At 69.9% G+C, this 21,630-nt stretch carries 20 protein-coding genes; 3 read left to right on the top strand and 17 right to left on the bottom strand.

All coding sequences use genetic code 11. The features are described from left to right. Positions 1-50: 50 nt before the first annotated feature. The 6 genes from ACFZDC_RS05750 to ACFZDC_RS05725 all read right to left on the bottom strand — a co-directional run bounded on the left by ACFZDC_RS05750 (position 51) and on the right by ACFZDC_RS05725 (position 6,570). Positions 51-950 (bottom strand): alpha/beta fold hydrolase, encoded by a 900-nt coding sequence (locus tag ACFZDC_RS05750; protein WP_391320447.1) that lies wholly within the window; start codon positions 948-950, stop codon positions 51-53. 328 nt (positions 951-1,278) lie between these two features. Beyond that, the gene (gene kynU / locus ACFZDC_RS05745; protein ID WP_391320445.1) at positions 1,279-2,472 is read right to left on the bottom strand and encodes a kynureninase; all 1,194 of its coding nucleotides are present in this window, start codon (positions 2,470-2,472) and stop codon (positions 1,279-1,281) included. After that, a complete protein-coding gene (locus ACFZDC_RS05740; protein WP_391320442.1) occupies positions 2,465-3,313 on the bottom strand; it encodes a tryptophan 2,3-dioxygenase family protein in 849 nt (282 codons plus the stop codon). Before ACFZDC_RS05740 ends, kynU begins: the two co-directional genes overlap by 8 nt. Positions 3,314-4,152: 839 nt before the next feature. Further along, complete coding sequence (locus ACFZDC_RS05735) at positions 4,153-5,421, bottom strand: hypothetical protein (RefSeq protein ID WP_391320441.1); 1,269 nt, start codon at positions 5,419-5,421, stop codon at positions 4,153-4,155. Further along, positions 5,418-6,164, bottom strand: a complete 747-nt coding sequence (locus ACFZDC_RS05730) for an ATP-binding cassette domain-containing protein (protein ID WP_391320439.1) — start codon at positions 6,162-6,164, stop codon at positions 5,418-5,420. The genes ACFZDC_RS05735 and ACFZDC_RS05730 overlap by 4 nt, the downstream gene beginning before the upstream one ends. 73 nt (positions 6,165-6,237) lie before the next feature. Then, complete coding sequence (locus ACFZDC_RS05725) at positions 6,238-6,570, bottom strand: hypothetical protein (RefSeq protein WP_391320437.1); 333 nt, start codon at positions 6,568-6,570, stop codon at positions 6,238-6,240. A gap of 548 nt (positions 6,571-7,118) precedes the next feature. Here ACFZDC_RS05725 and ACFZDC_RS05720 point away from each other — a divergent pair. After that, entirely contained in the window at positions 7,119-8,573 is a 1,455-nt protein-coding gene (locus tag ACFZDC_RS05720) for a hypothetical protein (protein WP_391320435.1), read from the top strand. A 255-nt stretch (positions 8,574-8,828) separates the two neighbouring features. Here ACFZDC_RS05720 and ACFZDC_RS05715 read toward each other — a convergent pair whose 3' ends face one another. The 10 genes from ACFZDC_RS05715 to ACFZDC_RS05670 all read right to left on the bottom strand — a co-directional run bounded on the left by ACFZDC_RS05715 (position 8,829) and on the right by ACFZDC_RS05670 (position 18,492). Continuing rightward, positions 8,829-9,242, bottom strand: a complete 414-nt coding sequence (locus ACFZDC_RS05715; protein ID WP_391320433.1) for a DUF3151 family protein — start codon at positions 9,240-9,242, stop codon at positions 8,829-8,831. Positions 9,243-9,376: 134 nt separating this feature from the next. Further along, complete coding sequence (locus ACFZDC_RS05710) at positions 9,377-10,831, bottom strand: DHA2 family efflux MFS transporter permease subunit (protein WP_391320432.1); 1,455 nt, start codon at positions 10,829-10,831, stop codon at positions 9,377-9,379. A gap of 67 nt (positions 10,832-10,898) precedes the next feature. Further along, the gene (fbaA, locus tag ACFZDC_RS05705) at positions 10,899-11,930 is read right to left on the bottom strand and encodes a class II fructose-bisphosphate aldolase (protein ID WP_391320430.1); all 1,032 of its coding nucleotides are present in this window, start codon (positions 11,928-11,930) and stop codon (positions 10,899-10,901) included. A 144-nt stretch (positions 11,931-12,074) separates the two neighbouring features. After that, positions 12,075-12,647: an orotate phosphoribosyltransferase gene (pyrE, locus tag ACFZDC_RS05700; protein WP_391320428.1), complete on the bottom strand. Its 573-nt coding sequence runs from the start codon at positions 12,645-12,647 to the stop codon at positions 12,075-12,077. Between the two features lie 10 nt (positions 12,648-12,657). Further along, positions 12,658-13,446, bottom strand: coding sequence for an aldose 1-epimerase (locus tag ACFZDC_RS05695; RefSeq protein WP_391320427.1), 789 nt, complete (start codon positions 13,444-13,446; stop codon positions 12,658-12,660). A gap of 455 nt (positions 13,447-13,901) precedes the next feature. Next, positions 13,902-14,681, bottom strand: coding sequence for an SRPBCC domain-containing protein (locus tag ACFZDC_RS05690; RefSeq protein WP_391320425.1), 780 nt, complete (start codon positions 14,679-14,681; stop codon positions 13,902-13,904). Positions 14,682-14,723: 42 nt separating this feature from the next. Then, positions 14,724-16,361 (bottom strand): polyamine aminopropyltransferase, encoded by a 1,638-nt coding sequence (locus ACFZDC_RS05685; protein WP_391320423.1) that lies wholly within the window; start codon positions 16,359-16,361, stop codon positions 14,724-14,726. 89 nt (positions 16,362-16,450) lie between these two features. Next, positions 16,451-16,975: a DUF2617 family protein gene (locus ACFZDC_RS05680; protein WP_391320422.1), complete on the bottom strand. Its 525-nt coding sequence runs from the start codon at positions 16,973-16,975 to the stop codon at positions 16,451-16,453. 340 nt (positions 16,976-17,315) lie between these two features. Then, entirely contained in the window at positions 17,316-17,591 is a 276-nt protein-coding gene (locus tag ACFZDC_RS05675; protein ID WP_391320420.1) for a hypothetical protein, read from the bottom strand. A gap of 421 nt (positions 17,592-18,012) precedes the next feature. Then, positions 18,013-18,492 carry an ATP-binding protein gene (locus ACFZDC_RS05670; protein WP_391320419.1) on the bottom strand — a complete coding sequence of 160 codons (480 nt, stop codon included), beginning with the start codon at positions 18,490-18,492 and terminating at the stop codon, positions 18,013-18,015. A 159-nt stretch (positions 18,493-18,651) separates the two neighbouring features. Between ACFZDC_RS05670 and ACFZDC_RS05665 the strand changes: the two genes are divergently transcribed. Together ACFZDC_RS05665 and ACFZDC_RS05660 are read left to right on the top strand one after the other, a co-directional pair. After that, entirely contained in the window at positions 18,652-19,029 is a 378-nt protein-coding gene (locus tag ACFZDC_RS05665) for an anti-sigma factor antagonist (protein WP_391320417.1), read from the top strand. A 128-nt stretch (positions 19,030-19,157) separates the two neighbouring features. Further along, positions 19,158-20,348, top strand: coding sequence for a pyridoxal phosphate-dependent aminotransferase (locus tag ACFZDC_RS05660; protein ID WP_391320415.1), 1,191 nt, complete (start codon positions 19,158-19,160; stop codon positions 20,346-20,348). A 304-nt stretch (positions 20,349-20,652) separates the two neighbouring features. Here the strand turns inward: ACFZDC_RS05660 and ACFZDC_RS05655 are convergent, their stop codons facing one another. Then, on the bottom strand, positions 20,653-21,183 hold the full coding sequence (locus tag ACFZDC_RS05655) for a YbjN domain-containing protein (RefSeq protein WP_391320413.1): 531 nt from the start codon (positions 21,181-21,183) through the stop codon (positions 20,653-20,655). Positions 21,184-21,630 lie beyond the last annotated feature (447 nt).

The raw sequence follows: 21,630 nt of genomic DNA, 5'->3' as shown, positions 1-21,630 counted from the left end.
TGACCGGGGCCACCCACCAGGTCCCGCCGGCCCGGGGCGAACCAGGCGTGTCACCAGGCGAGCTGGGCGATCTCCTCCGCCACCACCGCGCACGCGTCCGCCGCCGGGTCGATCAGCGGGAAGTGGCCGACGTCCTCCAGCAGCGTGAGGCCCACCACCTCGCCCGCCTTCGCCGCCGCGTCCGCGTACGACTCGGCCACCGCCTGCGGTACGTCCAGATCGGCACGACCCTGGACCAGCGTCGTCGCGATGCCCGTCGGGAGGAGGAGCGCGGGATCGGCGTACGGCTGCCGCTCCGCGAAACTGTCATGCCCGCCCAGGAGTTGCAGGGACGCGTTGCCACAGACGTCCAGCTTCTCGGCCACCGCGAAGTCCGCGATCGGGGCGAGTGCGACCACGCCGCGCAAGGCGGACGCGCGGTCGAGGCGCCAGGGGGCGTCGGCGGGCAGGACATGGCGGGCCGCGGCCCACAGGGCGAGGTGTCCACCCGCCGAGTGGCCGGTGAGCACCGTGCGGCGGGGGTCGGCCTGCGGGAGCGCTTCGCGGACCAGGGTGGGCAGGGCGTCCAGGGCCGCGGCCACGTCGTCGAAGGTGTCGGGCCAGCGGCCGGCCAGGGGGGCCGGGGCTTCGGCGCCGGTTCCGCTGTTCCGCGCGGGGATCCGGGGGTCGCCGCCTCGTCTGTACTCGACGTTGGCCACGGCGAAGCCTCTGCGGGCCAGGTAGTCCGCGAAGGGGGTGATGTGACGGCGGTCGTAGGGGGCCCGCCAGGCTCCGCCGTGCAGGACGACGACCAGGGGGGCGACGGGGATGTCGGTGCGGGGGGCGTAGAAGTCGATCACCTGGTCGGGGTGGTCGCCGTAGGCGGCGGTGGCGTCGGGGTCGACCGGCGCGTGCGAGAAGGCCGACTCCTCTTCGGCGGCGGCGCGGGCAGCTGCGGCGTCGTCCGGCATGCTCCAACCTCTCAGCGACGATGGGGGTACCTCCCAGGCTTTCGGCACTGGGGGAGGGTTTGGCGGACCGGGCGGGAATTCTTCGTCGGCCGTTGGCCGGGACGGTATCAGGCCGGTGACGTGCGAGGACATGGGGTTGTCACGCAGGGTGAGGATTATTCGGCTCGCTGGGGAGTCCGTCCCCGGACCAGGGAGAAGACCGGGGGACAAGGCCCGGGGAGAAGGCCCGGGGAGAAGGCCCGGGGAGAAGGCCCGGAAGGCTTCAGGGGAGAAGGCCCAGGGGTGGGCGGGGCGCCGGCGCACCCCGCCCCCCACTGCCTCGGATCCGCTACCCGAGCACCTCACCCAGCACCCGAGCCGCCCGCTCCGCGTCGGCGAAGCCGACGTACAGCGGGGTGAAGCCGAAGCGGAGGACATCCGGGTGACGGAAGTCGCCGATCACTTTGCGGTCGATCAGACGCTTCATCACCTCGCCCGCGTCGGCGCAGCGCAGGGCGACCTGGCTGCCTCGCTCCTCGTGCGGCTCCGGGGTCACGGATTCGACCCGGCCCGGCTCGGTGTACGCCGCGACGCACTCCAGGAAGAAGTCCGTCAGCGCCAGGGACTTGGCCCGGACCGCGGCGACCGGGACGCCGTCCCAGACCTCCAGGGCCGCCTCGAGGGCCAGCATGGACAGGATGTCCGGAGTGCCGACGCGGCCGCGCGGTGCGCCGGGTGCCGGGGCGTAGGACGGGCTCATCCCGAAGGGTTCGGCGTGGGAGTTCCAGCCGGGCAGGGGCGAGTCGAAGCGGTCCTGCAACTCCTCGCGCACATACAGGTACGCCGGCGAACCCGGGCCGCCGTTCAGGTACTTGTAGGTGCAGCCGACCGCCAGGTCGACCCCGTGCTCGTCCAGTCCCACCGGCAGCGCGCCCGCGCTGTGGCACAGGTCCCAGACCGCGAGCGCGCCGGACGCGTGGATCGCGGCCGTCAGCGACGGCAGGTCGTGCAAACGCCCGGTGCGGTAGTCGACGTGGTTCAGCAGGACCGCCGCCGTGCGGTCGGACAGCGCCGACGGCACCTGTGCGGGCGTCACCGCGCGCAGGGTGCGCCCGGTCAGACGGGCCGCGGACTCGGCGATGTAGCCGTCCGTGGGGAACGTCGTCGCGTCGACCAGGAGCTCGTCACGGCTCGCGTCCGCCATGCGGATCGCCGCCACCAGTGCCTTGAAGACGTTGACGCTCGTCGAGTCGCCCACCACGATCTGGCCCGGAGCCGCGCCAACCAGCGGGGCGATGCGGTCGCCGATCCGCTCGGGCGCCGTCCACCAGCCGCTCTCCTCCCAGGAGCGGATGCGCAGCTCGCCCCACTGCCTGCGGACGACGTCCGCCACCCGGTCCGGCACGTTGGCGGGCAGGGCCCCGAGGGAGTTTCCGTCCAGGTAGACGGCGTCGTCGACGTCGTCGAGGACGAAGCGGGAGCGCAGCGGGGCCAGTTCGTCCGCCGCGTCCAGCTTCTCCGCGCGAACAGCGAGCTCAGACATTGGACCTCGCCGTCCACAGCTCCGGGAACACGTTCTTGCGGGCGCGCTTCTCCAGCCAGGCCACGCCCGCGGAGCCGCCCGTGCCGGGCTTCGCGCCCATCGCGCGGCGGGTGGCGACCAGGTGGTCGTTGCGCCAGCGCCACACCAGCTCGGCCACGTCGGTCAACGCCTCGCCCAGCCGGGCCAGTTCGGCGTTCTGATCGCCGGAGTAGACCGCCTGCCAGGCCGCCTCCACGGCGTCCGAGTGCTCGTAGCGCTGGGCCACGTCCCGGTGCAGGACCGACTCCGGGATCGCGTGGCCGCGGCGCGCGAGAAGCCGTACCACCTCGTCGTACAGGCTCGGCTCGTGCAGGGCCTTCTCCAGTTCCGCGTGGACGCGCGGGGCGCCGCGGTGCGGGACGAGCATGGAGGCGGACTTGTCGCCGAGCAGGAACTCCATCCGGCGGTACATCGCCGACTGGAAACCGGAGCCCTCGCCGAGGGCGCTGCGGTACGAGTTGAACTGTGCCGGGGTCAGCTGGCCGAGCGGCTTCCAGGAGGCGTTCAGGGCCTCCAGTTCCCGTACGGAACGCTTCAGTGCGGCGACGGCGGTCGGGACGTCGTCCGAGCGGAGCGCCTTCGCGACCGTCTCCCACTCGTGCACGAGGACCGTGAACCACAGCTCCATGACCTGGGTCGTGACCAGGAAGACCATCTCTCCGGGATCGTCGGAGAGGGTGTGCTGGAGGTGGGTGAGCACGTCCGCCTTGACGTAGTCCTCGTACGGCGTGGTGCCGGCGAAGTCGAGATGCGGGGTCTCGGGCTCAGCGGCCTCGTGAGGGGAGTGAGCCGGTTGGGACATCGCTGTCTCCTGTGTTACTCCGGGTAGCGGTCCGCCCCTGCCGATGCCGGCACGGGGGCCCCGGTCCCCGCGGGGAATCCTCTTCGATGATCCTCCATAAGGGCAAGGCCCGCCTGCCCGGACCACAGGCGGGTCCGTCGTGGGGCGGCTCGGTACTCCAGCCGGACTCCCGAGTCCCAGCGAAGCTCTAAAGCCTGAACTTGTTCCTCAGCGTCTGGAGCCGCCAAGGCGTCAGACAAGAGAGAAAGACACCCATCCCGAGAAGCGCACCATTGAGGACGAGCGCACAGACATCGCCAGTCGGACGGGCGGTGAACTCCCACCAGGGATACTGTCCGTGAGGGCCAGGCGTCCCCCAATACAGCATTGGACACAGCAGACACACGGGCAAAACCCAAGCCAGCCGCCAGCCGAGCGTGCATCCAGATATCAGAGCGATGCCGGTCCAACCCGGGATGGAGCGAGCGACATGCTCCACGAGAGAAGGCGGCAGTACGACGGAGGATGCAGCGAGGAATATCCCGGAGCACAGCGACGCCATGACGACGAGAAACCTCGCACGTACCCTGTGGAACTGTTCTGTGGATACGGACTCGAGGCTTGCCAGCGGACTGTAGAGCGCCAGAACCGGGAGCACTGCCGGCCCAAGCAGCAGAATCCGCCAAGCGGCAGGAGGCGCTACACGCACATCTGCGGTAGGGATAGGTGAGCTCTGATGCCCGACCAGGGCAGTGACGATCCCAAGCGCAAGTGCAATCGCCAAGGTGAGCACGGGACGCCGTGGCCCGTAGAATCCCGGTAGCGAGTGAGTCCACTTTAGAAGCGCACGCTCGTGATTTTTACCTGCAGTACCGCGCACGGAAGTCTTCCATCTTCTTGTGGACCCACGCGAACTGCTCTTCTTTCGAGTGGGTCTTTGCTTCGGCTGCGCTCTCTTCACTAGCTTTGACGTATTCTGGAGTTGCACCCTCGAGCCGGTAGTCGGGATCTCCACCACCGGCCAAGTAGATCTCGACCCAGTGTCCGACCGCGTCGGCAGTGGAGTCATGTTTCGCGGCAGCCGCCTGCCAATCACAGGAAGAAAACGTCTTGCCGGCGATCACGCTCGAGATGCTGGACGCCAAAGACCATCTATTCCCTTCCATGATGGTGAAGTCCCCAGTAGCCTGCCGGTGGGTGACTCCATCGACGTGGAAAACCTCTTCTCGCGTGCCGTACTCGTACACACGATCCGGAAGAGAGAATCCCTTCGGGAGGGTGGCCGCCCTGGCGTCGATCTTTTTCATCAGGCCCAGGTACTTCTCATGCTCCGGCCAGTAACACATTTTCATGGCACCAGACGTACACGGCAGGCTTTCAGGTGCCGTACGGTCGACGACGGCCGGCACTCCAGAGATTGCGAGAACGACTGTTATTCCTGCCGCAATGCTCGCCAGAGATGCCACGCGAGACGGCAGTTTACGCGGCGATATGCGCGATGGAAGAAAAAGTATGGCGCAAGAAAACGCCGCCACAGCGCCGAAGCGCAGCACCAGGGCGGGGAAATCCACTTCCTTCCACGGAGGGCCGCTCATGACGGAGATGTTGGTTGCCGACCGAAACGCCATGGTTGCGATGATCCACGTCAAGACGGAAGCTATGGCTGCGAAACGCCCCGTGAGCAGCTTACCCAGAAGCCAACCCCAACTGCATGACAAAACGATCACGCAGGCACCCATAAGCACGTATCCGAAGAACATGGAAATACCCGGTGGGTCCGTAGGCCACGTGACCGACCAGGCGGCTACGACCCCGCACAGGTAAGGGAAAGCGAAGGCGGTGACGACGGCGCTCAGGCGGTACAGGTCTATGAGTGCGGACGGCTTGCCGGTTGCAGCCAGTTGATCATCCAGCCCGTTCCTGGACCGGGCGCCCGACATCCAGGCCGAAGCCCCGCAGGCCGCGATTCCCAGCAGAAAGGCGGGCACCTGGGCGGCCGCACCGGCTTCGGGCCAGATCCCGATCCAGTATCTGGTGCGCAGAAAGAGTGTCGCTACATCGAGCAGAGCAAGGGGGATTATCCACCACAAAAGACCCGAGAAGCGCAGGTGCCGGATCAGCGGTTTCACAGGTTTCGCTCCTCCTGGGGCAGGAGGTGCATGTATGCACGCTCCAAGGCCGACTCGCCCGGCAGGCCATCATGCCCCAGCGCGGCGAGGGCAGGAACGGTGTCGTCGAAAGTGATTGTTCCGTCATTCAGGACGACTACGCGATCACACACAGCCTCTATGTCGTCCGTCAAATGAGTACTCAGCACGACCGTTGCGTGAGAGAAGTTCTTGATGATGCCGCGAAACTGAATACGCTGCCGAGGGTCGAGGCCGACCGTCGGTTCGTCCAGCAGGATCACGTCAGGGTCACCGACCACAGCCCAAGCGATTCCAGCTCTGCGACGCTGCCCGCCCGACAGGTTTCCCATCTTGGTGCGAATATGACTCGCGAGGTCAACCTGCTCCAACGCCCGCATCGCCGAATCGCGCTGCTGCCGAGCCGGGACACCTCTGAGCCAAGCGGCGTACTCCACGAATTCCAGGACCCTCATGCCAGGGTCGTGCCCGAAATCCTGCGGTAGGTAGCCGATCCGGCTGCGCACTCGACGCGCGGAACGTTCGCCCTCGACGCGAACGCCAGAGATCTCGACCGAACCGCTGCGCGGCGGAACAACAGTGGCCATGGTACGCAGCAGTGTAGACTTGCCGGCTCCGTTCGGCCCCAACAATCCGGTTATTCCGGCGCCGAGATCGAGATTGAGGCCGTGGAGCACCGGGGTCCCACTGTAGGCCTGATAGACGTCAGCGAGTCGAAGGCTCATGATGCACTCTCTCTCATGACGCTGTGGGTTCGGCGAGCCACCGAACCCACGACGTCACGAATTAATCAGCGATTTACCGGAACACGGTGTCCACGTAGGTCACCTTGAACGTGCAGTCGTTGCCCGGCACGACCGCGCGGTCGCCCTGGTAGCGCCAGATGTTCATGGAGGGGTCACCCTCGTAGTCGCAGGCGGCCTTCGAGATGTACTGCCCCGTCGCGCCGGCACCGGCGGTCGTGCAGGCCTGCTGCCACGACGTCGTGAAGTACTGGCCACGACAGTTGTGCACGGTGTTTCCGTTGGTGGCCGAGGCCATCGGCGCCACCGCCAGGCCGGCACCGGCGCCGAGCACGACGGTCAGCGCAATCTTTGCGGCAAGAGTGCGGTTGACTATACCTCTGGTCATTTCATAACTCTTCTCATCAGGATTCACCGGAGGGGAATGCAAAGCGGCCTTCGGCTCAAACCCCTGCCGTGACGCCTTCCACGCCGAGTTCCGACATGATGCCTGCCCCCTCCGGCATCTCGTTGTCGTGATCATGGTGACGCATAAATCTGGCCAGTGGTTACACAATTTCCGGCCATGTGATCCATGTCACTTGCCTGTCGGCCTTTTTCCGCGGTGGTCTTTTTGGCGCCATACCCTCCCTTTCGCACTGCCATAGGCCCGATCACCGCATGGGACACCGTTTGGCGCGACACCCATGGACACATATGCGGACAACAGAAAACAAAGGGGATTTTCGACTCCGGGTGGCCTGAATCCATTAACCGAAGTTCTCGCACGTCAGTTGCTGGTAGCCTCCCGACCGGCGCGAGTCATGCACTCGAATTTCCACGTGCGAACTTCGCGTCTATCGGGTGCCCGGCACGCATGGCATCGGCCCGAGGCTTCCGTTCCTGCGCGTGCACCGTTGACCTGGCTCTTCGCCGCTACCCCAAGGCCAAACATTTATGACCCCCCACATAGCCGATCTCCGGCGTCGCCTGCCCGTCTGGTTGCTGCCGATGCTGTGGACGCTCGCGCTCGGTCTGTGGGGATTGTCCCGGCAGGACAGCGTCTGGCGGGACGAGGCCGCGACTTGGCAAGTGTCAGAACGGCCTATTGCCGACATCTGGCATATGTTGGCGAGCGTCGATGTGGTGCACGGGCTCTACTACCTGCTGATGCACGAGCTATTTGCATGCTTCGGGCCCAGTACCACGACCCTGCGGCTCCCGTCGGTGGTGGGCATGGCGGTGGCGGCGGCATGCGTGGCGGTCGTCGGCCGCCGACTGGTCGGTCCCTGGGCGGGTCTGGGCGGTGGACTGGCGTTCGGGCTGCTTCCGTCCGTGCAGTTCTACCTTCAGGAGGGCCGCCCTTACGCCCTGGTCGCAGCCGCGGCCGCGACGTCGACACTGCTCCTGGTGGCTTCACTCCAGGGGCGCGGCACGTCGCTGCACTGGGTCGCTTATGGCGGCACGGTTCTGCTGTGCGGGCTACTGAACTGGCTGTCGCTGTTCATTCTTCCCGCCCACGCGGTGACTCTGCTCTGGGCGCGGGCCAGATGCGGAACGTGGGCACGATGGCTGTCGGCCTCGGTAGTTGCGTCAGCGTGTGTGCTGCCGCTAATCCTTTTCAGTCGACGCCAGTCCGGCCAGGTCTCCTGGATACCACCGCTGACTTGGCACATGGTGATCGGCCCGGCCGTCCTGCTGGCGATCGGCGGTCTCGGTGCGTGTCTGGACCGACCAACGGCACGGCGGTTGTCAGCGGCGGCCGTCGGGCTGCCGCTCCTGGCGGTGCCGCAGGTCGGACTGATCGGCATTTCTCTGTTCCAGCCGCTGTTCCTGGATCGGTACGTCCTTTTCAGCCTTCTGGGTCTGGCTCTGTTGATCGGTGCGGGACTGGATGCCGGCATCCGGGCAGCCGGGCCGCGCTTCCCACGAGCCTCGATGTGGATACTGCCTCTGACGCTCGGCGTGGCGGTGGGTGCCCTGCTGCCCCAGTCACTGGCCAAGCGGTCCCCAGCGAGCCGGGTGGACGACGTCTTGGCGATAGCGTCGGACGTGCGGCGATTCAAGCAGGCCGGGGATGCGGTTCTCTTCGTGCCGGCGGCCCGGCGCGACACGGCTTTGGTCTCCCCTCGTGCCTTCGCCGGTCTGCGGGACATAGCGCTGGCTGAGGACGCGAGGAAGTCCGGGACCCTCAAGGGCGTGGAGACCAGCCCCGGGCGGATCCGGGCCGCGATGCTCACTCAGCGGAGAATACTGCTGGTCACGGACGCGGCAGCCGTGGCCAAGCCGGTGTCGGCGACGCGGGACAAGGTGAAGAAGCAAGTGCTCAAGGACTGTTTCACTCGGGTCGCGGACCGACAGGTACGCGGACGGAGGGTGACGGTATACGAACGGCTCGAGCCAACTCACTGACCTGCCCCGCAGCCGCGTCACTCGAGTCGGGGCGCTCAGTGGCGGACATGGCAAACGCGGCCGGCTTCGCTTCGCACAGCATGCGGCGACTTCGCGGGAATCCAGGCGGCGGCACATCGAAGGGGGAACCCGGAGACCTTGACGAGTGCGCTGCACCCGGCGATGGCCGATCCCCGGTCCCCGAGGACAGCCACTTCGACGGTCCTGCGGAAGGCGGGCCCGCCTGCTCACAGCAGGCGGGCCGGTACGTGGCCGCTAGCCCAGCGTCTGGGCCGCCGTCGGCGAGGAGTCCTTCAGGAACTGGGTGCAGCGCTCGTACTCCTGCTGCTCGCCGATCGCCTGGGCGGCGCGGGCGAGGCCGTGCAGGGCGCGGAGGAAGCCGCGGTTGGGCTCGTGGTCCCACGGGACCGGACCGTGGCCCTTCCAGCCGTTGCGCCGCAGGGCGTCCAGGCCGCGGTGGTAACCCGTACGGGCGTAGGCGTACGACTCCACGACCGCACCCCGCTCGAACGCGTCGTCGGCCAGCTGGGCCCAGGCGAGGGAGGAGGTCGGGTACTTGGCGGCGACATCCGCGGGGGCGGTGCCCTGCGCGAGCAGCTCGCGGGGCCCCGGGTCGTCGGGGAGGTGGGTCGGGGGCGGCCCGCCGAGGAGGTTCTCGTGAATCGTCATGTGTTCAGTTTCCCGCACCCGGGCGTACGGAGTGTGTCCGGTGGTCGGGGCAGGTAGTGAGCCGACGGGACTGCGGGGCTGCGGGGAACTGCGCGACAAGCCCCCCAGCCCGCGGCCGACACAGCGGGCCGGAGCTACGGTCGGCGCTCCTGCTCAAGCGGCGGAGTCGTCACGTTGCCGTGGGTCCGGCATTCCGGGCGTCGGCACCCCGGGGCCGGTCGGCGGACCAGGGCGAAAGCCAGTGCCGAGCCCAGCAGCAGCGTCCCCGCGCAGATCGGCATCGCGCGGTCGAACGCCGCGTCGAAGGCGGCCGGGGAACGGTACGCCTCGGGGCCCATCCCGGCCAGCAGCGGCAGGGCCGCCACGGCGATCAGGCCCGCCGCCCTCGCCGCCGCGTTGTTGACGCCGCTGGCCAGGCCCGCCCGGGAGGTGTCGACGGAGGCGAGGACCGTGGCGGTCAGCGGCGCGACCAGGGTGACCATGCCGAGACCCATCACGAGCAGGGCCGGCAGGACGTCCGTCGGGTAGTCGGCGTCCGGGCCCACCCGGAGCATCAGCAGCATCGCCGTCGCACAGAGCAGGGGACCGACGGTCAGCGGCAGCCGGGGTCCCGTGCGGTCGGCCAGCGCGCCGGAGCGGGCCGAGAACAGCAGCATCAGGGCCGTCGTCGGGAGCAGGGCCGTACCGGCCTGCAGGGCGGAGTAGCCCGCCACCACCTGCAGCTGGAGCGCGGTGAGGAAGAAGAACCCGCCGAAGGCCGCGTACACGCACAGCGTGACCAGGTTGACCACCGTGAACTGGCGCGAGGCGAAGATGTCCGGGGGGAGCATCGGGTCGGGACGGTGCCGCTCGACCCGGACGAAGACCACGGCGGCGGCAACGCCCCCCACCGCGGTCAGCGCCACCGCCGGGGAGCCGTTGCCGGCCGCGATCAGGGCGTAGGTCACCAGGGCCAGCGCCAGGGCGCCCAGGGCAGCCCCGAGCACGTCGAAGCGGCCGTGGCCGCCGCCGTCGGCGGACTCGGGGACATGGCGGACCGCGACGGGGACGCAGAGCAGCGCCAGCGGCACGTTGAGCAGGAACACCCAGCGCCAGCCGGGGCCGTCCACCAGCCAGCCGCCCAGGAACGGGCCGACGGCGGCGCCGATTCCGCCGAAGCCGGACCAGAGACCGACCGCCCGGCTCCGGTCGTCGGAGTGGAAGGAGGCCTGGATGAGCGCGAGGGAACCGGGGGTGAGCAGCGCGCCGCCGATGCCCTGGAGGGCGCGGGCGGCGATGAGGACGCCGGGGGTGGGGGCCAGGCCGCACAGCAGGGACGCGGCCGCGAACCAGACGACCCCCAGCACGAAGACCTTCCGGCGGCCGTAGTGGTCCCCCAGCGAGCCGCCCAGCAGGATCAGGCCGGCCAGCGTGACCATGTAGGCGTTGACCGTCCACTGCAGCGCGGCGAGGCTCGCGCCGAGGTCGCGGCCGATGGTCGGGAGCGCCACGTTGACGACGGTCGAGTCCAGCATGGCCATGCTGGAGCCGAGGACCGTGGTGAGCAGGATCCACTTGCCCCGGGGCGAGGCCAGCCGGACGGCGGGCATGCTCCAGGTATACAGCGAGCCCGGCGCCATGGGCAGGCGCCGGGCTCGGCGAAGGTGCCGCGACGGGCTACTTGATCTTGTTGCCCGCGGACCGCAGGTTCTGCGCGGCCTCGACGACACGGGCGGCCATACCCGCCTCGGCCAGCTTGCCCCAGGTGCGCGGGTCGTAGGTCTTCTTGGAGCCGACCTCGCCGTCGACCTTCAGGACGCCGTCGTAGTTCTTGAACATGTGGTCGGCGACCGGACGGGTGAAGGCGTACTGGGTGTCCGTGTCGAGGTTCATCTTCACGACGCCGTTCTCCAGAGCGGTCGCGATCTCCTCCGCCGTGGAGCCGGAGCCGCCATGGAACACGAAGTCGAACGGCTTGCTGCCGGCCGGCAGGCCGTACTTGGCGGCGACGCCGTCGTTCAGCTCCTTCAACAGGTCGGGGCGGAGCACGACGTTGCCCGGCTTGTACACGCCGTGCACGTTGCCGAAGGAGGCGGCCAGCAGGTAGCGGCCCTTCTCGCCCAGGCCGAGCGCCTCGGCGGTGCGGATCGCGTCCTCGACCGTGGTGTACAGGGAGTCGTTGATCTCGTGGGAGACGCCGTCCTCCTCGCCACCGGTCGGGGTGATCTCCACCTCGAGGATGATGTTCGCCCGGCGGGCCTGCTCCAGCAGCTCCTGCGCGATGGCCAGGTTGTCGGCGAGGGTCTCGGCGGAGCCGTCCCACATGTGCGACTGGAACAGCGGGGGGAGGCCGGCCTCGACGCGCTTCTGGGAGAGGGCGAGCAGCGGACGTACGTAGCCGTCGAGCTTGTCCTTCGGGCAGTGGTCGGTGTGCAGCGCGATGTTGACCGGGTACTTCTCGGCGACGATGTGCGCGAACTCGGCGAGCGCGACCGCACCCGTCACCATGTCCTTGCTGTACTGGCCGCCCAGGAACTCGGCACCGCCCGTGGAGATCTGGACGATGCCGTCGCTCTCCGCCTCCGCGAAGCCGCGCAGCGCCGCGTTCAGGGTCTGGCTCGAGGTGACGTTGATGGCCGGGTAGGCGAACTTGCCTGCCTTCGCCCGGTCGAGCATCTCGTTGTAGACCTCGGGGGTTGCGATGGGCATGGTCCGCTCCTTGAGTGTGCGGGTTGGCGTTCTGCGTACTACGGCCCTGACCTAGACCTTGGGGGTGACGTCATCGTCGTCCCCATCTTTCCAGAGATGAACCGATGGTCCATGCGCCGGTCAAGTCCAGGTCAATCCGGGTCGTCAGTCCAGACCCAGTTCATCCTTCGAGAAGGCGAAACGGTACGGAACGCCCGCCCCGGCCTCGATCTTCTCGGCGGCACCGGTCGCACGGTCCACGATGGTCGCGACGGCGACGACCTCGGCGCCCGCCTCGCGCACGGCCTCGACCGCGGTGAGCGGCGAGCCGCCGGTGGTCGAGGTGTCCTCCACGACGAGCACACGCCGGCCCGCGATCTCGGGACCTTCCACCCGCCGCTGCAGACCGTGCGCCTTCGCCGCCTTGCGTACGACGAAGGCGTCGAGCTTCCTCCCCCGCGCGGCGGCCGCGTGCAGCATGGCGGCCGCGACCGGGTCGGCGCCCATGGTCAGCCCGCCCACCGCGTCGAACTCGAGGTCCGCGGTGAGGTCCAGAAGCACCTGCCCCACCAGCGGGGCGGCCTCGCCGTCGAGGGTGATGCGGCGCAGGTCGACGTAGTAGTCGGCCTCCAGACCCGACGACAGGGTCACCTTGCCGTGCACCACGGCCTTGTCCTTGATCTGCTGCAGCAGCTCAGCGCGTGTGCCTGGCGGCATTACTTCGTTGACGTCCGTCATGGCAGCCAGCTTAAAGGCGCCGCCAGCTCCAGGTCGTCGTCGCCTCCAGCGGTTCCAGGGGCGTGACCAGGCGCGGGAGGGTGTTCAGGCCGTTGGGCGGCCCGGTCTGCGGTTCCACGCAGACGGCCTCGGCCTGTTCGTCGTAGACGACCACCCACTCCTCCCGGCTGGTCACCTTCAGCTCCAGCTGTCCGGGCCAGGTGAGGGTGACGTCGACGCCGTCGGGCATGCCGAAGCAGTCGTCCCAGGGGCCGGGCCTGGGATCGATGCGGTTGCCGGTGGGCAGGTGGTCGGCGCCGCGCTCCTCCTGCCAGGCGGGCTTGAAGTCCAGCTGGGCGTCCTGGCCGCCGAGGTTCCGGTTGAACCACGGGTGCCAGCCGATCTGCGCCGGGAAGGAGTCGTCGTACGCCTCCACGGACATGGTCAGCGTCAGGCTGTCCGCGGCGAGCGTGACGACGTGGGTGACGCGGCCGCGGTGCGGCCAGGGGTCGACCAGGTCGCACGTGAGGACGGCCTCGTCCGCCGAGGTGCGGGCGGTGCGCCAGGCGCCGTCGCGTGCGGTGCCGTGGATCGCGTGCGGTGGGGAGTTGAGGGGCATCTGGCGGACGGTGGCGCCGTCCAGGAAGCGGCCCTCCCGGATCCGGCCGCACCAGGGCACCATCGGGAAGCAGCCGTAGCGCTCGCCCTGCCGCAGCAGCTCGACGCCGCCGATCCGGAGCCCACCGATACGGCCGCCGTTGCCGGGCCGCACGCTCACTTCCGCGTCGCCCGCGGTCAGCGTGATGTCTTCGTTACTCACGGGACGACCCTACTGGGGCGATCAAGAGGGCGTGCGCCGGACAAGCGGTGCCAGGGTGAGCTCCCGAAGTACAGGGTGCCGAGGTACGCCGATCCGGCGGCCACCTACGCCATGACCGCCGCCGTGACCGACGAACAGCGCGCCGAGGGTTCCGCGGGCACCGCCCGGTCCACCGCGGCCGGGCGGACACCGGCGGGATACCGAAGAACGGCCCGGCCCCTCCGGCGGGCCCTCCCGGCGGACACGACGACGCCCTGGTGGTGCGAGGAGGGCCGGGACGACGACGGCCGGGCCTCGCACGGACACGACCGAAGAGCTGACCGCCCACTACGTGATCGACTGCGCGAGCCCGAGTGGGCGCGTGCCGTCGCCGAGCGCGTTCCCGGCGTCTCTGTCGTGCCGGTCGAGGTACGCCCGATCCACGCGTGGTTCGGGACGGGTGCCCCGCCCGGGCGTCAGCGTCGTTTGCGCAGGGCGCGGCCCAGCACGATCGCCGAGGCCAGGGCCAGGGCGGCGGCGGGTGCCGCCCAGCGCAGGACCGGGTTGCCTGCGACGGTCTGGGGGGCCGGTACGGGGGCGTAGCGGCCGCGCGGCGGGGCGTGGTCCACCTCCTCCGCGCTGCGGCCGATCATCGTGCGGCGCGCGTGCGCGGCCTCGGCGGGCGGCTCGCCCGTCTCGGCGAAGCCGGAGAGGCGGTCGGTGTCCAGGTCCGCCTCGGGGTCCAGGGCGGGCGGGGGCACCTCGGTGTCGAAGACGGAGGCGCGCTCGGACTCCGCCCCGCTCTCCCCCTCCGCCGGGTTCTCCGCGCTTTCCTCGGGGTTCTCGGCAAGGCTCTCCACGAAACGGTTCAGCAGGCGGATCACCGCCGAGTGCACCGCTTCCGCGGGCAGTTCGGCGATGCGTCCGTCCGCGTCCGCCGTGCCCTCGACCGTCACGGTGGCGCCACCCTTGGTGTCCGTGAGGCGCAGGGTGAGGGCGAGTTTGACGGTGCCGGTGCCGCGGGCCTCGGTGGCCTCGCCCTCGACGGCGTACGTGCCGTCCTGGTGGGGCGAGACGCGGACCGCACCGCGATAGGTGACGGAGTGGCCGCCGACGCGCAACTTCAGCCGCCCGGCGACGGGTTGGGCCCCGGCATCCTGCTGGAGCCCGGGGACCGCCCGGGCCACCCGAGCGAGGTCGGCGAGGGCTTCTCTGAGCCGGTCGGCCGGAACCGGAACGAAGACCTGGTGCTCCATGTCGGCTGAGCCTACCCACGAGTGACCGGAACGTCCCCCCCTTCAGTACCGCGGATGCACCAGCGTCGACGCCGGCAGCCCTCCGATCCGTGTACGCTCCGCCGCCAGCGCGTCGGCCACCAGGTCGCGCTGGGTGAGGGTGTGCGGCCGTGGTCCGCGCGGGTCGAGGCGCAGCTGCGGCGCCGAGTCGCCCGCCGCCGCCAGCAGGAAGCCCCAGTCGTGCGGGGCCCCGGACGCTCCCGCAGAACGGTCGGGGCCGGCCGGGAAGCCGGAGTCGTGGCCGAGGACCCGGTAGGGGGCGAGGGCGAAGCCGGACGCACGGAGGGTCGAGGCCACCGTCCAGAAGACGCGGGGGCGGCTGGCGAGGGGGCCGGCGTGCACCACCAGGCGGCCGCCGTCGGCGAGGACGCGGCGGGCCAGGCCGTAGAACTCCTGGGAGTACAGCTTGGTGCTGGCCGTGATGCCCGGATCGGGCAGATCCGCGATCACCACGTCGAACGACGTCTGCGGCGCCCCGCGCAGCCAGGTGAGCGCGTCCGCCGTGATGCTGTGGACGCGGGGGTCGTCGTAGGCGTGCCGGTTGAGGGCGGACAGGCCGGGGTCGCTGCGGGCCAGCCCGATCAGGCCGGCGTCGAGTTCCACGACGTCGACGCGGCGCACGCCCGGGTGTCGCAGCACTTCGCGGGCGGCCAGCCCGTCGCCGCCCCCGAGGATGAGCACGCGCGCGTGCGGGCCGGTCATCGCGGGGTGGACCAACGCCTCGTGGTAGCGGCGTTCGTCGCGGCCGCCGACGCGCAGCCGGCCGTCGAGGAAGAGGTCGAGGGGGCGGCCGTGGGTGCCCCCGGCGAGGACGACCTCCTGGACGTCGGTCTGCAGGGCGACCCGGACGTCCCTGCCGTACACCGCGTGCCGGGCGGCGCGTTCGAAGTCGTCGGCGAGGGCGGCGGCGGCGGCGAGGACGCCGAGGACGGTGAGGCCGACGAGGAGAAGGGTCCAGCGGGCGCGGCGGGTCAGGTCGCGGCGGAACAGGCCGAGGACCAGGGCGCCGCCGGCGACGACGTTGACCGCGCCGGTGAGCAGCGCGCCGGTCAACTGGCCCAGGAACGGCAGGAGCAGGAAGGGGAAGGCCAGGCCGCCGACGAGGGCGCCGACGTAGTCCGCCGCGAACAGGTCGGCGACCGCACCGCCCGCGTCCTGGCGGTGAATGCGCTGGATCAGCTCCATCAGCAGGGGGACTTCGGCGCCGACGAGCAGACCGATGGCGAGCGAGAAGGCGACCAGGAGGCAGCGCGGTCCGTCGACCCACATCCCGCCCCAGCCGCCGGTCCAGGCGAAGACGGCGTACAGCGCCATCGCACTGCATCCGCCGACCAGCGCCAGGACGGTCTCGATCGCACCGAAGCCGGCGGCCGCGTGCCAGCGCAGCCGCTTGGCGGCGAGCGAGCCGATGCCCATCGCGAAGACCATCACGGACAGCACGACGGAGGCCTGGGTGACCGAGTCGCCGATCAAGTACGAGGCGAACGCGACGAGTTCGAGTTCGTACACGAGTCCGCAGGCCGCGCAGACGAAGACGCACACGAGGACCAGGAACCGCCCGGTGCCGGGCCGGACGGGCAGCCGTGCGGGGCCTGTCCAGGTCGGTGCACCCGGGCGCGCGGGGGCGTGCGGTTCGATCACTCTGCGACGTTACGTCACACGCTCGGTACGCTTCGTCACCCACACGTGTGGAAATGCGGCCAGTTGACGTACGAGGGGCTTATGTCGCATTAGATTGCCGGGGCCTTGGGCACCCGCGCCCCGACCCGCGTCCGCGTCGCCACCAACTGCCCGTCCTGCGGATAGGCGTGCCAGGTGCGCCAGTGCACCTGGCCGTCGTGCCGCTGGGCCAGCATGGCGGTGAAGGCGTGCGGGCTGCCGGGGAAGACGCCGGCGAGTCCGTGCGGATGATCGGAGACGAGGGCCAGCAACTCCTGGGCGCGGCCCGCGAACGAGCCCGGCGTGAGCACCTCGACGCGCGCCGCGAACTCGTACTCCCAGTCCCCGACCCGCTTGGCGACGCCCAGCGGCAGCGGGGTGCTGGAGCCCGGGATGCAGGCGACCGTCTCCGAACAGTTGCCCCGCTTCTCCTCGAGCAGGACCTGATGGGATGCGCCGAGCAGCCTCAACTGCAGTTTCGCACCAGTCAGTTCGAGATCGAGGGTGGCCAGGGCGGGGAGCGGTTCGCGTCCGAGCGCCCAGGCGAGGTCGGCAGCGCGCGTATCGGTGTAGGAGGTGTTCAGGGTCGTGAGCATGGATCGGCTCCGCTAGCACGCAAGGAGGGGGGAGATCGGCCATGTCAGCCCGGTCAGCCCAGCCGGCCCGGCCGGGGAGGGGAGTCTGCGGGACGTCCGAGGGGCTGCGTTGGTGATTGAGAGGGAATCATGAACAGTGGCGCTGCCACAGCGTTTTTACCCAACTTCGTGGGGTTTCCATCCCTCAGAGGGCTCCCCAGTTCAACTGTTCAACTACGGCGTGCGCCGAGCGCTCGGCCGAGACGGCCGTGCGCCCGCCGGATGTCCTCTTCCGACGAGCGCACGGGCGCGGGAAGCTCGGCTGCCCCGTGTCAGCCGCCTCCCCTGGCAGCCACCCCCGTCAGCTGCCTCCCCCGCCCCCGCCGCCGCACGAACCGCCCCCGCACGAGGAACCCCCGCCGCACGACGAGTGACCGCCCCCGCAGGAGTGGTGCCCGCCGGAGTGGTGCCCGCCGGACGACGAACCGCCGTCTCCCCCACCGGCCCACCAGCTGCTGCCCCCGTGGTAGGACGAGGACCGGGACGACCGGCGGCCGTGACCTCCCTTGCCGACCGCGGACGCGACGATCCCGAAGCAGATGACCGCGATCATCACCACCAGGAAGACGGTGCCCATGGCGCCACCTTCTTTCCGTTCCCCCGAGGCGGCCCCCCATGGGCCGCGGTGAACGGGGGATGCCCAGGCTCGTCCCCCGCCAAAGCAGAGTTGAGGAAGTCCAGAGGGTTCTCGCGGGGCAACGGCCCCTGCCCTGCATGGAAAGACGGTTCGGAGGCCGTGGGGGTGTCACTGGGCCGTCTAGGGGCCGTGATCTTCTCGTGAGGCACCCCACAGCAGCGACCCGGCGCGAAATCCGGGCGGTGGCCGGCCGGCCCAGCAAGCCTCAGCGACCGCCGCGCCCGTAGTTCGGGACGAAGAGGTCGTGCCAGACGCGTGCCGGCTCGTACGGGGAACCGCGAGGAACGCCAGGGGAGCCAGAGGACCCGTTCGCTACCAGACTGCTCGGGTGACGGATCTGTGGAGCTCGGCCGCCTTGCCCTTACAGGGTGCGTCGTCCGGCGACCGCACCGCCCGGGTCGTCCAGCAGGGCGATGCGGGCGGTGATGCGTTTGCCGACCGGCTCCCGCTGCGCTTCGAAGCCCTGGGCGACGGCCATGACGATCTCCAGGCCGTGCTGGCCCACCCGGCCGGCATCCGCGGCCCGGGCGACGGGCAGTACCGGGTCGGCGTCCCACACGGCGACCTCGACCGTGTCACCGACGATCCGCAGGTCCAGCAGCAGCGGCCCCGGAGCGTACTTGAGGGCGTTGGTGACCAGCTCGCTCACCACCAGCCGGGTCAGGTCCATGGCGCGCCGGGAGACCGGCAGGCAGTGGTCGGCCTGGACACGGGTGAGGAAATCGGCGGCCAAGTGCCGAGCTTCGGCGATGACCGTGCCGGTCCCGTCCAGGGCCACTGTGGTCTGGATGGTCTGTTCGCCCGGCGTGGTGCCTTCCTCGCCCACAGGGGCTGATTCCATGACCGCCGCCTTCGCTACCCCGTTCACACCTCGCGCGTATACCCGCGCCAAGGAAGGTGACGCCTGGCGCCCCTGTGTTGTCCTCGTCTCACCCACGCATCACCCCGTGCCTTCAGGGCACCGATTCCCGCGAGGGCATGACTGTGCCAGTATCACGACATGGCTGAGGGAGAAGTGGCGGATACCGAACAGGCGGCGCAGGCGGGCAAGCTGTCGACCGCCATCTCTGTGACCGACGGTATCCATGTGGTGACCGTCGCCGGGGAGATCGACCACCAAACCGGTGACACGCTCCGCCAGGCCCTCGATGTCTCCGACGCGCCCCGGCCCCGAGTCGTGGTGGACCTGGGGCAGGTGACCTTCATGGACTCCAGCGGCATCAACGTCCTCATCACGGCCCACCGCGCCCTCAGCGGAGCCGGCGGCTGGCTCCGCCTGGCCCGACCAGGCCAATCCGTGCAGCGCGTCCTTCACATCGTCGGCATCGACACCGTCATCGACTGCCACGAAACCCTCCCGCAGGCACTCAGTAGCTGAAAGCCGCTCCGCCGGCCTCCGCTTTCCGCTGCAGCTTCTGCTCTGCACTTCTTCGGCTACTGGATTTCGAACACCCCAGGTGTTCATCGACGAAGCCATGTTGAGGAAGCCCAGAGCTTGGGCGCAGGATGACCGGCATGACCTCCACCGCGCGCCCGCACCTCAACCGCCGCCTTGCCGAATTCGGGACGACGATCTTCGCCGAGATGTCCGCCCTCGCCGTGGCGACCGGGGCGATCAACCTGGGCCAGGGTTTTCCCGACACCGACGGCCCCGAAGAGGTGCGGGAGGCCGCCGTACGCGCGCTGCGCGACGGACGCGGCAACCAGTACCCGCCGGGTGCGGGGATCCCCGAGCTGCGCACCGCGGTCGCCGCGCACCAGCTGCACCGCTACGGGCTGTCGTACGACCCCGACACCGAGGTGCTGGTCACGGCAGGCGCGACGGAGGCGATCGCGGCCTCGCTGCTGGCACTGCTGGAGCCCGGGGACGAGGTCGTGGCCCTCGAGCCGTACTACGACTCGTACGCGGCGAGCATCGCGATGGCGGGCGGCCGGCGCGTGCCGGTGACCCTGCGGCCGCAGGACGGGAGCTTCCGGCTGGACCTGGACGAGCTGCGCGCCGCCGTCACCGACCGCACCCGTCTGCTGCTGATCAACACCCCGCACAACCCGACCGGTACGGTCCTCACGCGCGCCGAGCTGGCCGCGATCGCCGGGCTGGCGGTGGAGCGGGACCTGCTGGTGGTGACGGACGAGGTCTACGAGCACCTGGTCTTCGACGACGCCGAGCACCTGCCGCTGGCCGCCTTCCCCGGGATGCGCGAGCGGACGGTGACGATCGGTTCGGCGGGCAAGACCTTCTCGTTCACCGGCTGGAAGGTCGGCTGGGTGACCAGTACCCAGGAACTCGTGACCGCCGTCCGGACCGTCAAGCAGTTCCTGACCTACGTCAGCGCGGGCCCCTTCCAGTACGCGGTCGCCGAAGCGCTGCGCCTGCCGGACGCGTACTTCGACACCTTCCGCGCCGACCACCGTCGTAAGCGCGACCTGCTCGGCGACGGCCTGCGCGCGGCGGGCTTCGAGGTCTACCAGCCCCAGGGCACGTACTTCATCACCACCGACATCACCCCCCTCGGCGAGAAGGACGCCCTCGCCTTCTGCCGCGCGCTCCCCGAACGCTGCGGCGTCGTCGCCATCCCCAACTCCGTCTTCTACGACGACCGCGATGCCGGCCGCAGCCAGGTTCGCTTCGCCTTCTGCAAGAGGGACGACGTTCTCGCCGAGGCCGCCGACCGCCTGCGACGCCTCACGTCCTGAAGCCGGGCCCCCTTCGGGCTCGCTCGAAGCACGCGTGCTTGTCGGCAGGAACAGCGAGGGTCACGGGAGTTCAGCGGTTCTGCGCGCGCCGTGGCGTCGCCGGTAGCTCACGGGCATCTGCCGTGTGCAACCGTCCCGTCCGCGTCACGGGGCGGCCGTCCTGCCCCGCCCACTCGGCGCCGGGGCGCCGCTCGTGCGGTTCGCCTTCTGCGGGCGCGAGGAGGTTCCGCGGGAGGCTGCGCAGCGGTTGCGGCAGCCGTGACCGCGGCCTGGGGGCGGCGCCCCCAGACCTGACCGGACTCGGTTACTCCCCGTCGTCCTCGGGTTCGTCCGAGTCGTTGACCTCCTGCTCGAGACCGAGCTGCTCGACCAGCCACTTGTCGAACTCGATCGCGGCCCGCACCCAGCTGACCGTGGAGGAGACGAAGTGGTTGAGGTCGACGCCGGTGCCGATCAGCATCTGGGCCTCGCCGATGAGGCGGACCGTGCCGTCGTCGTGGGTGTGGGTGTACACCTTGGGCCACAGGGTGCGGCGGTTCCAGTCGTCGATGGACTCCAGCAGCTGGGGCTTCTCGTCGATCTTGTGGGGGCGGTCGTAGAAGGTCCGCACCGAGAAGACCGCCTGTTCGGCCTCCCCGCGGAACATGAAGTACGTGCGGAACTGCTCCCACGGCGCCGCGAGGTCACCCTCCTCGTCGACGACGTACTTCAGCTCCATCTGGTCGAGGAGCTGCTTCACGAGGTCCTGATCCGGGACGACGGGGCCCGCCGGTCCTTGGGGCTGCGGCTCGGGCTGGCCCCCGAAGTTCGGAATCGAGGACGGGTCGATGGTCACCGTGAATTTCCCTTCGTACGGATTCCGCCATCCTCCCTCAGAGGGGGCGGGGGATGGCAACCCCGAACCGGCCTGTCAGCCGTGGGCGGAAGAAACATCACCGGGGTCGCGGAAGGCGGGCCCGGACGGGTGGCCGCAGTCGCTCCGGGCCGGTGCGCACGAGCGGCCGGAACCAGGCCCGAGGACGGGCCGACCGCACCGGCCGGAACTAAGCCCGAAGGACCGGCCGACCGCACCGGCCGGGACCACGCTCGAGGACGAACCGACCGCACCGGCCGGGACAATTGCTGCGCGCGCCCGCCGCTGTGGCCTTCCCGCGCGCGGCCTTCAACCGCCGCCGTGGCTTCCCGTGCACGGCCCTCGACCACGCCCGGGACCTCACCGCGCCATTCGCCGCAGCCGAGCGCGCCACGGTCGCCACCGACAACCTGCGCCAGGCGTCCACCA

It is taken from the genome of Streptomyces sp. NPDC007905 (assembly GCF_042959345.1).
GTDB lineage: Bacteria > Actinomycetota > Actinomycetes > Streptomycetales > Streptomycetaceae > Streptomyces.
The sequence above is the reverse complement of the archived record's forward strand: the minus strand, read 5'-3'. Positions and strand labels throughout refer to the sequence as shown.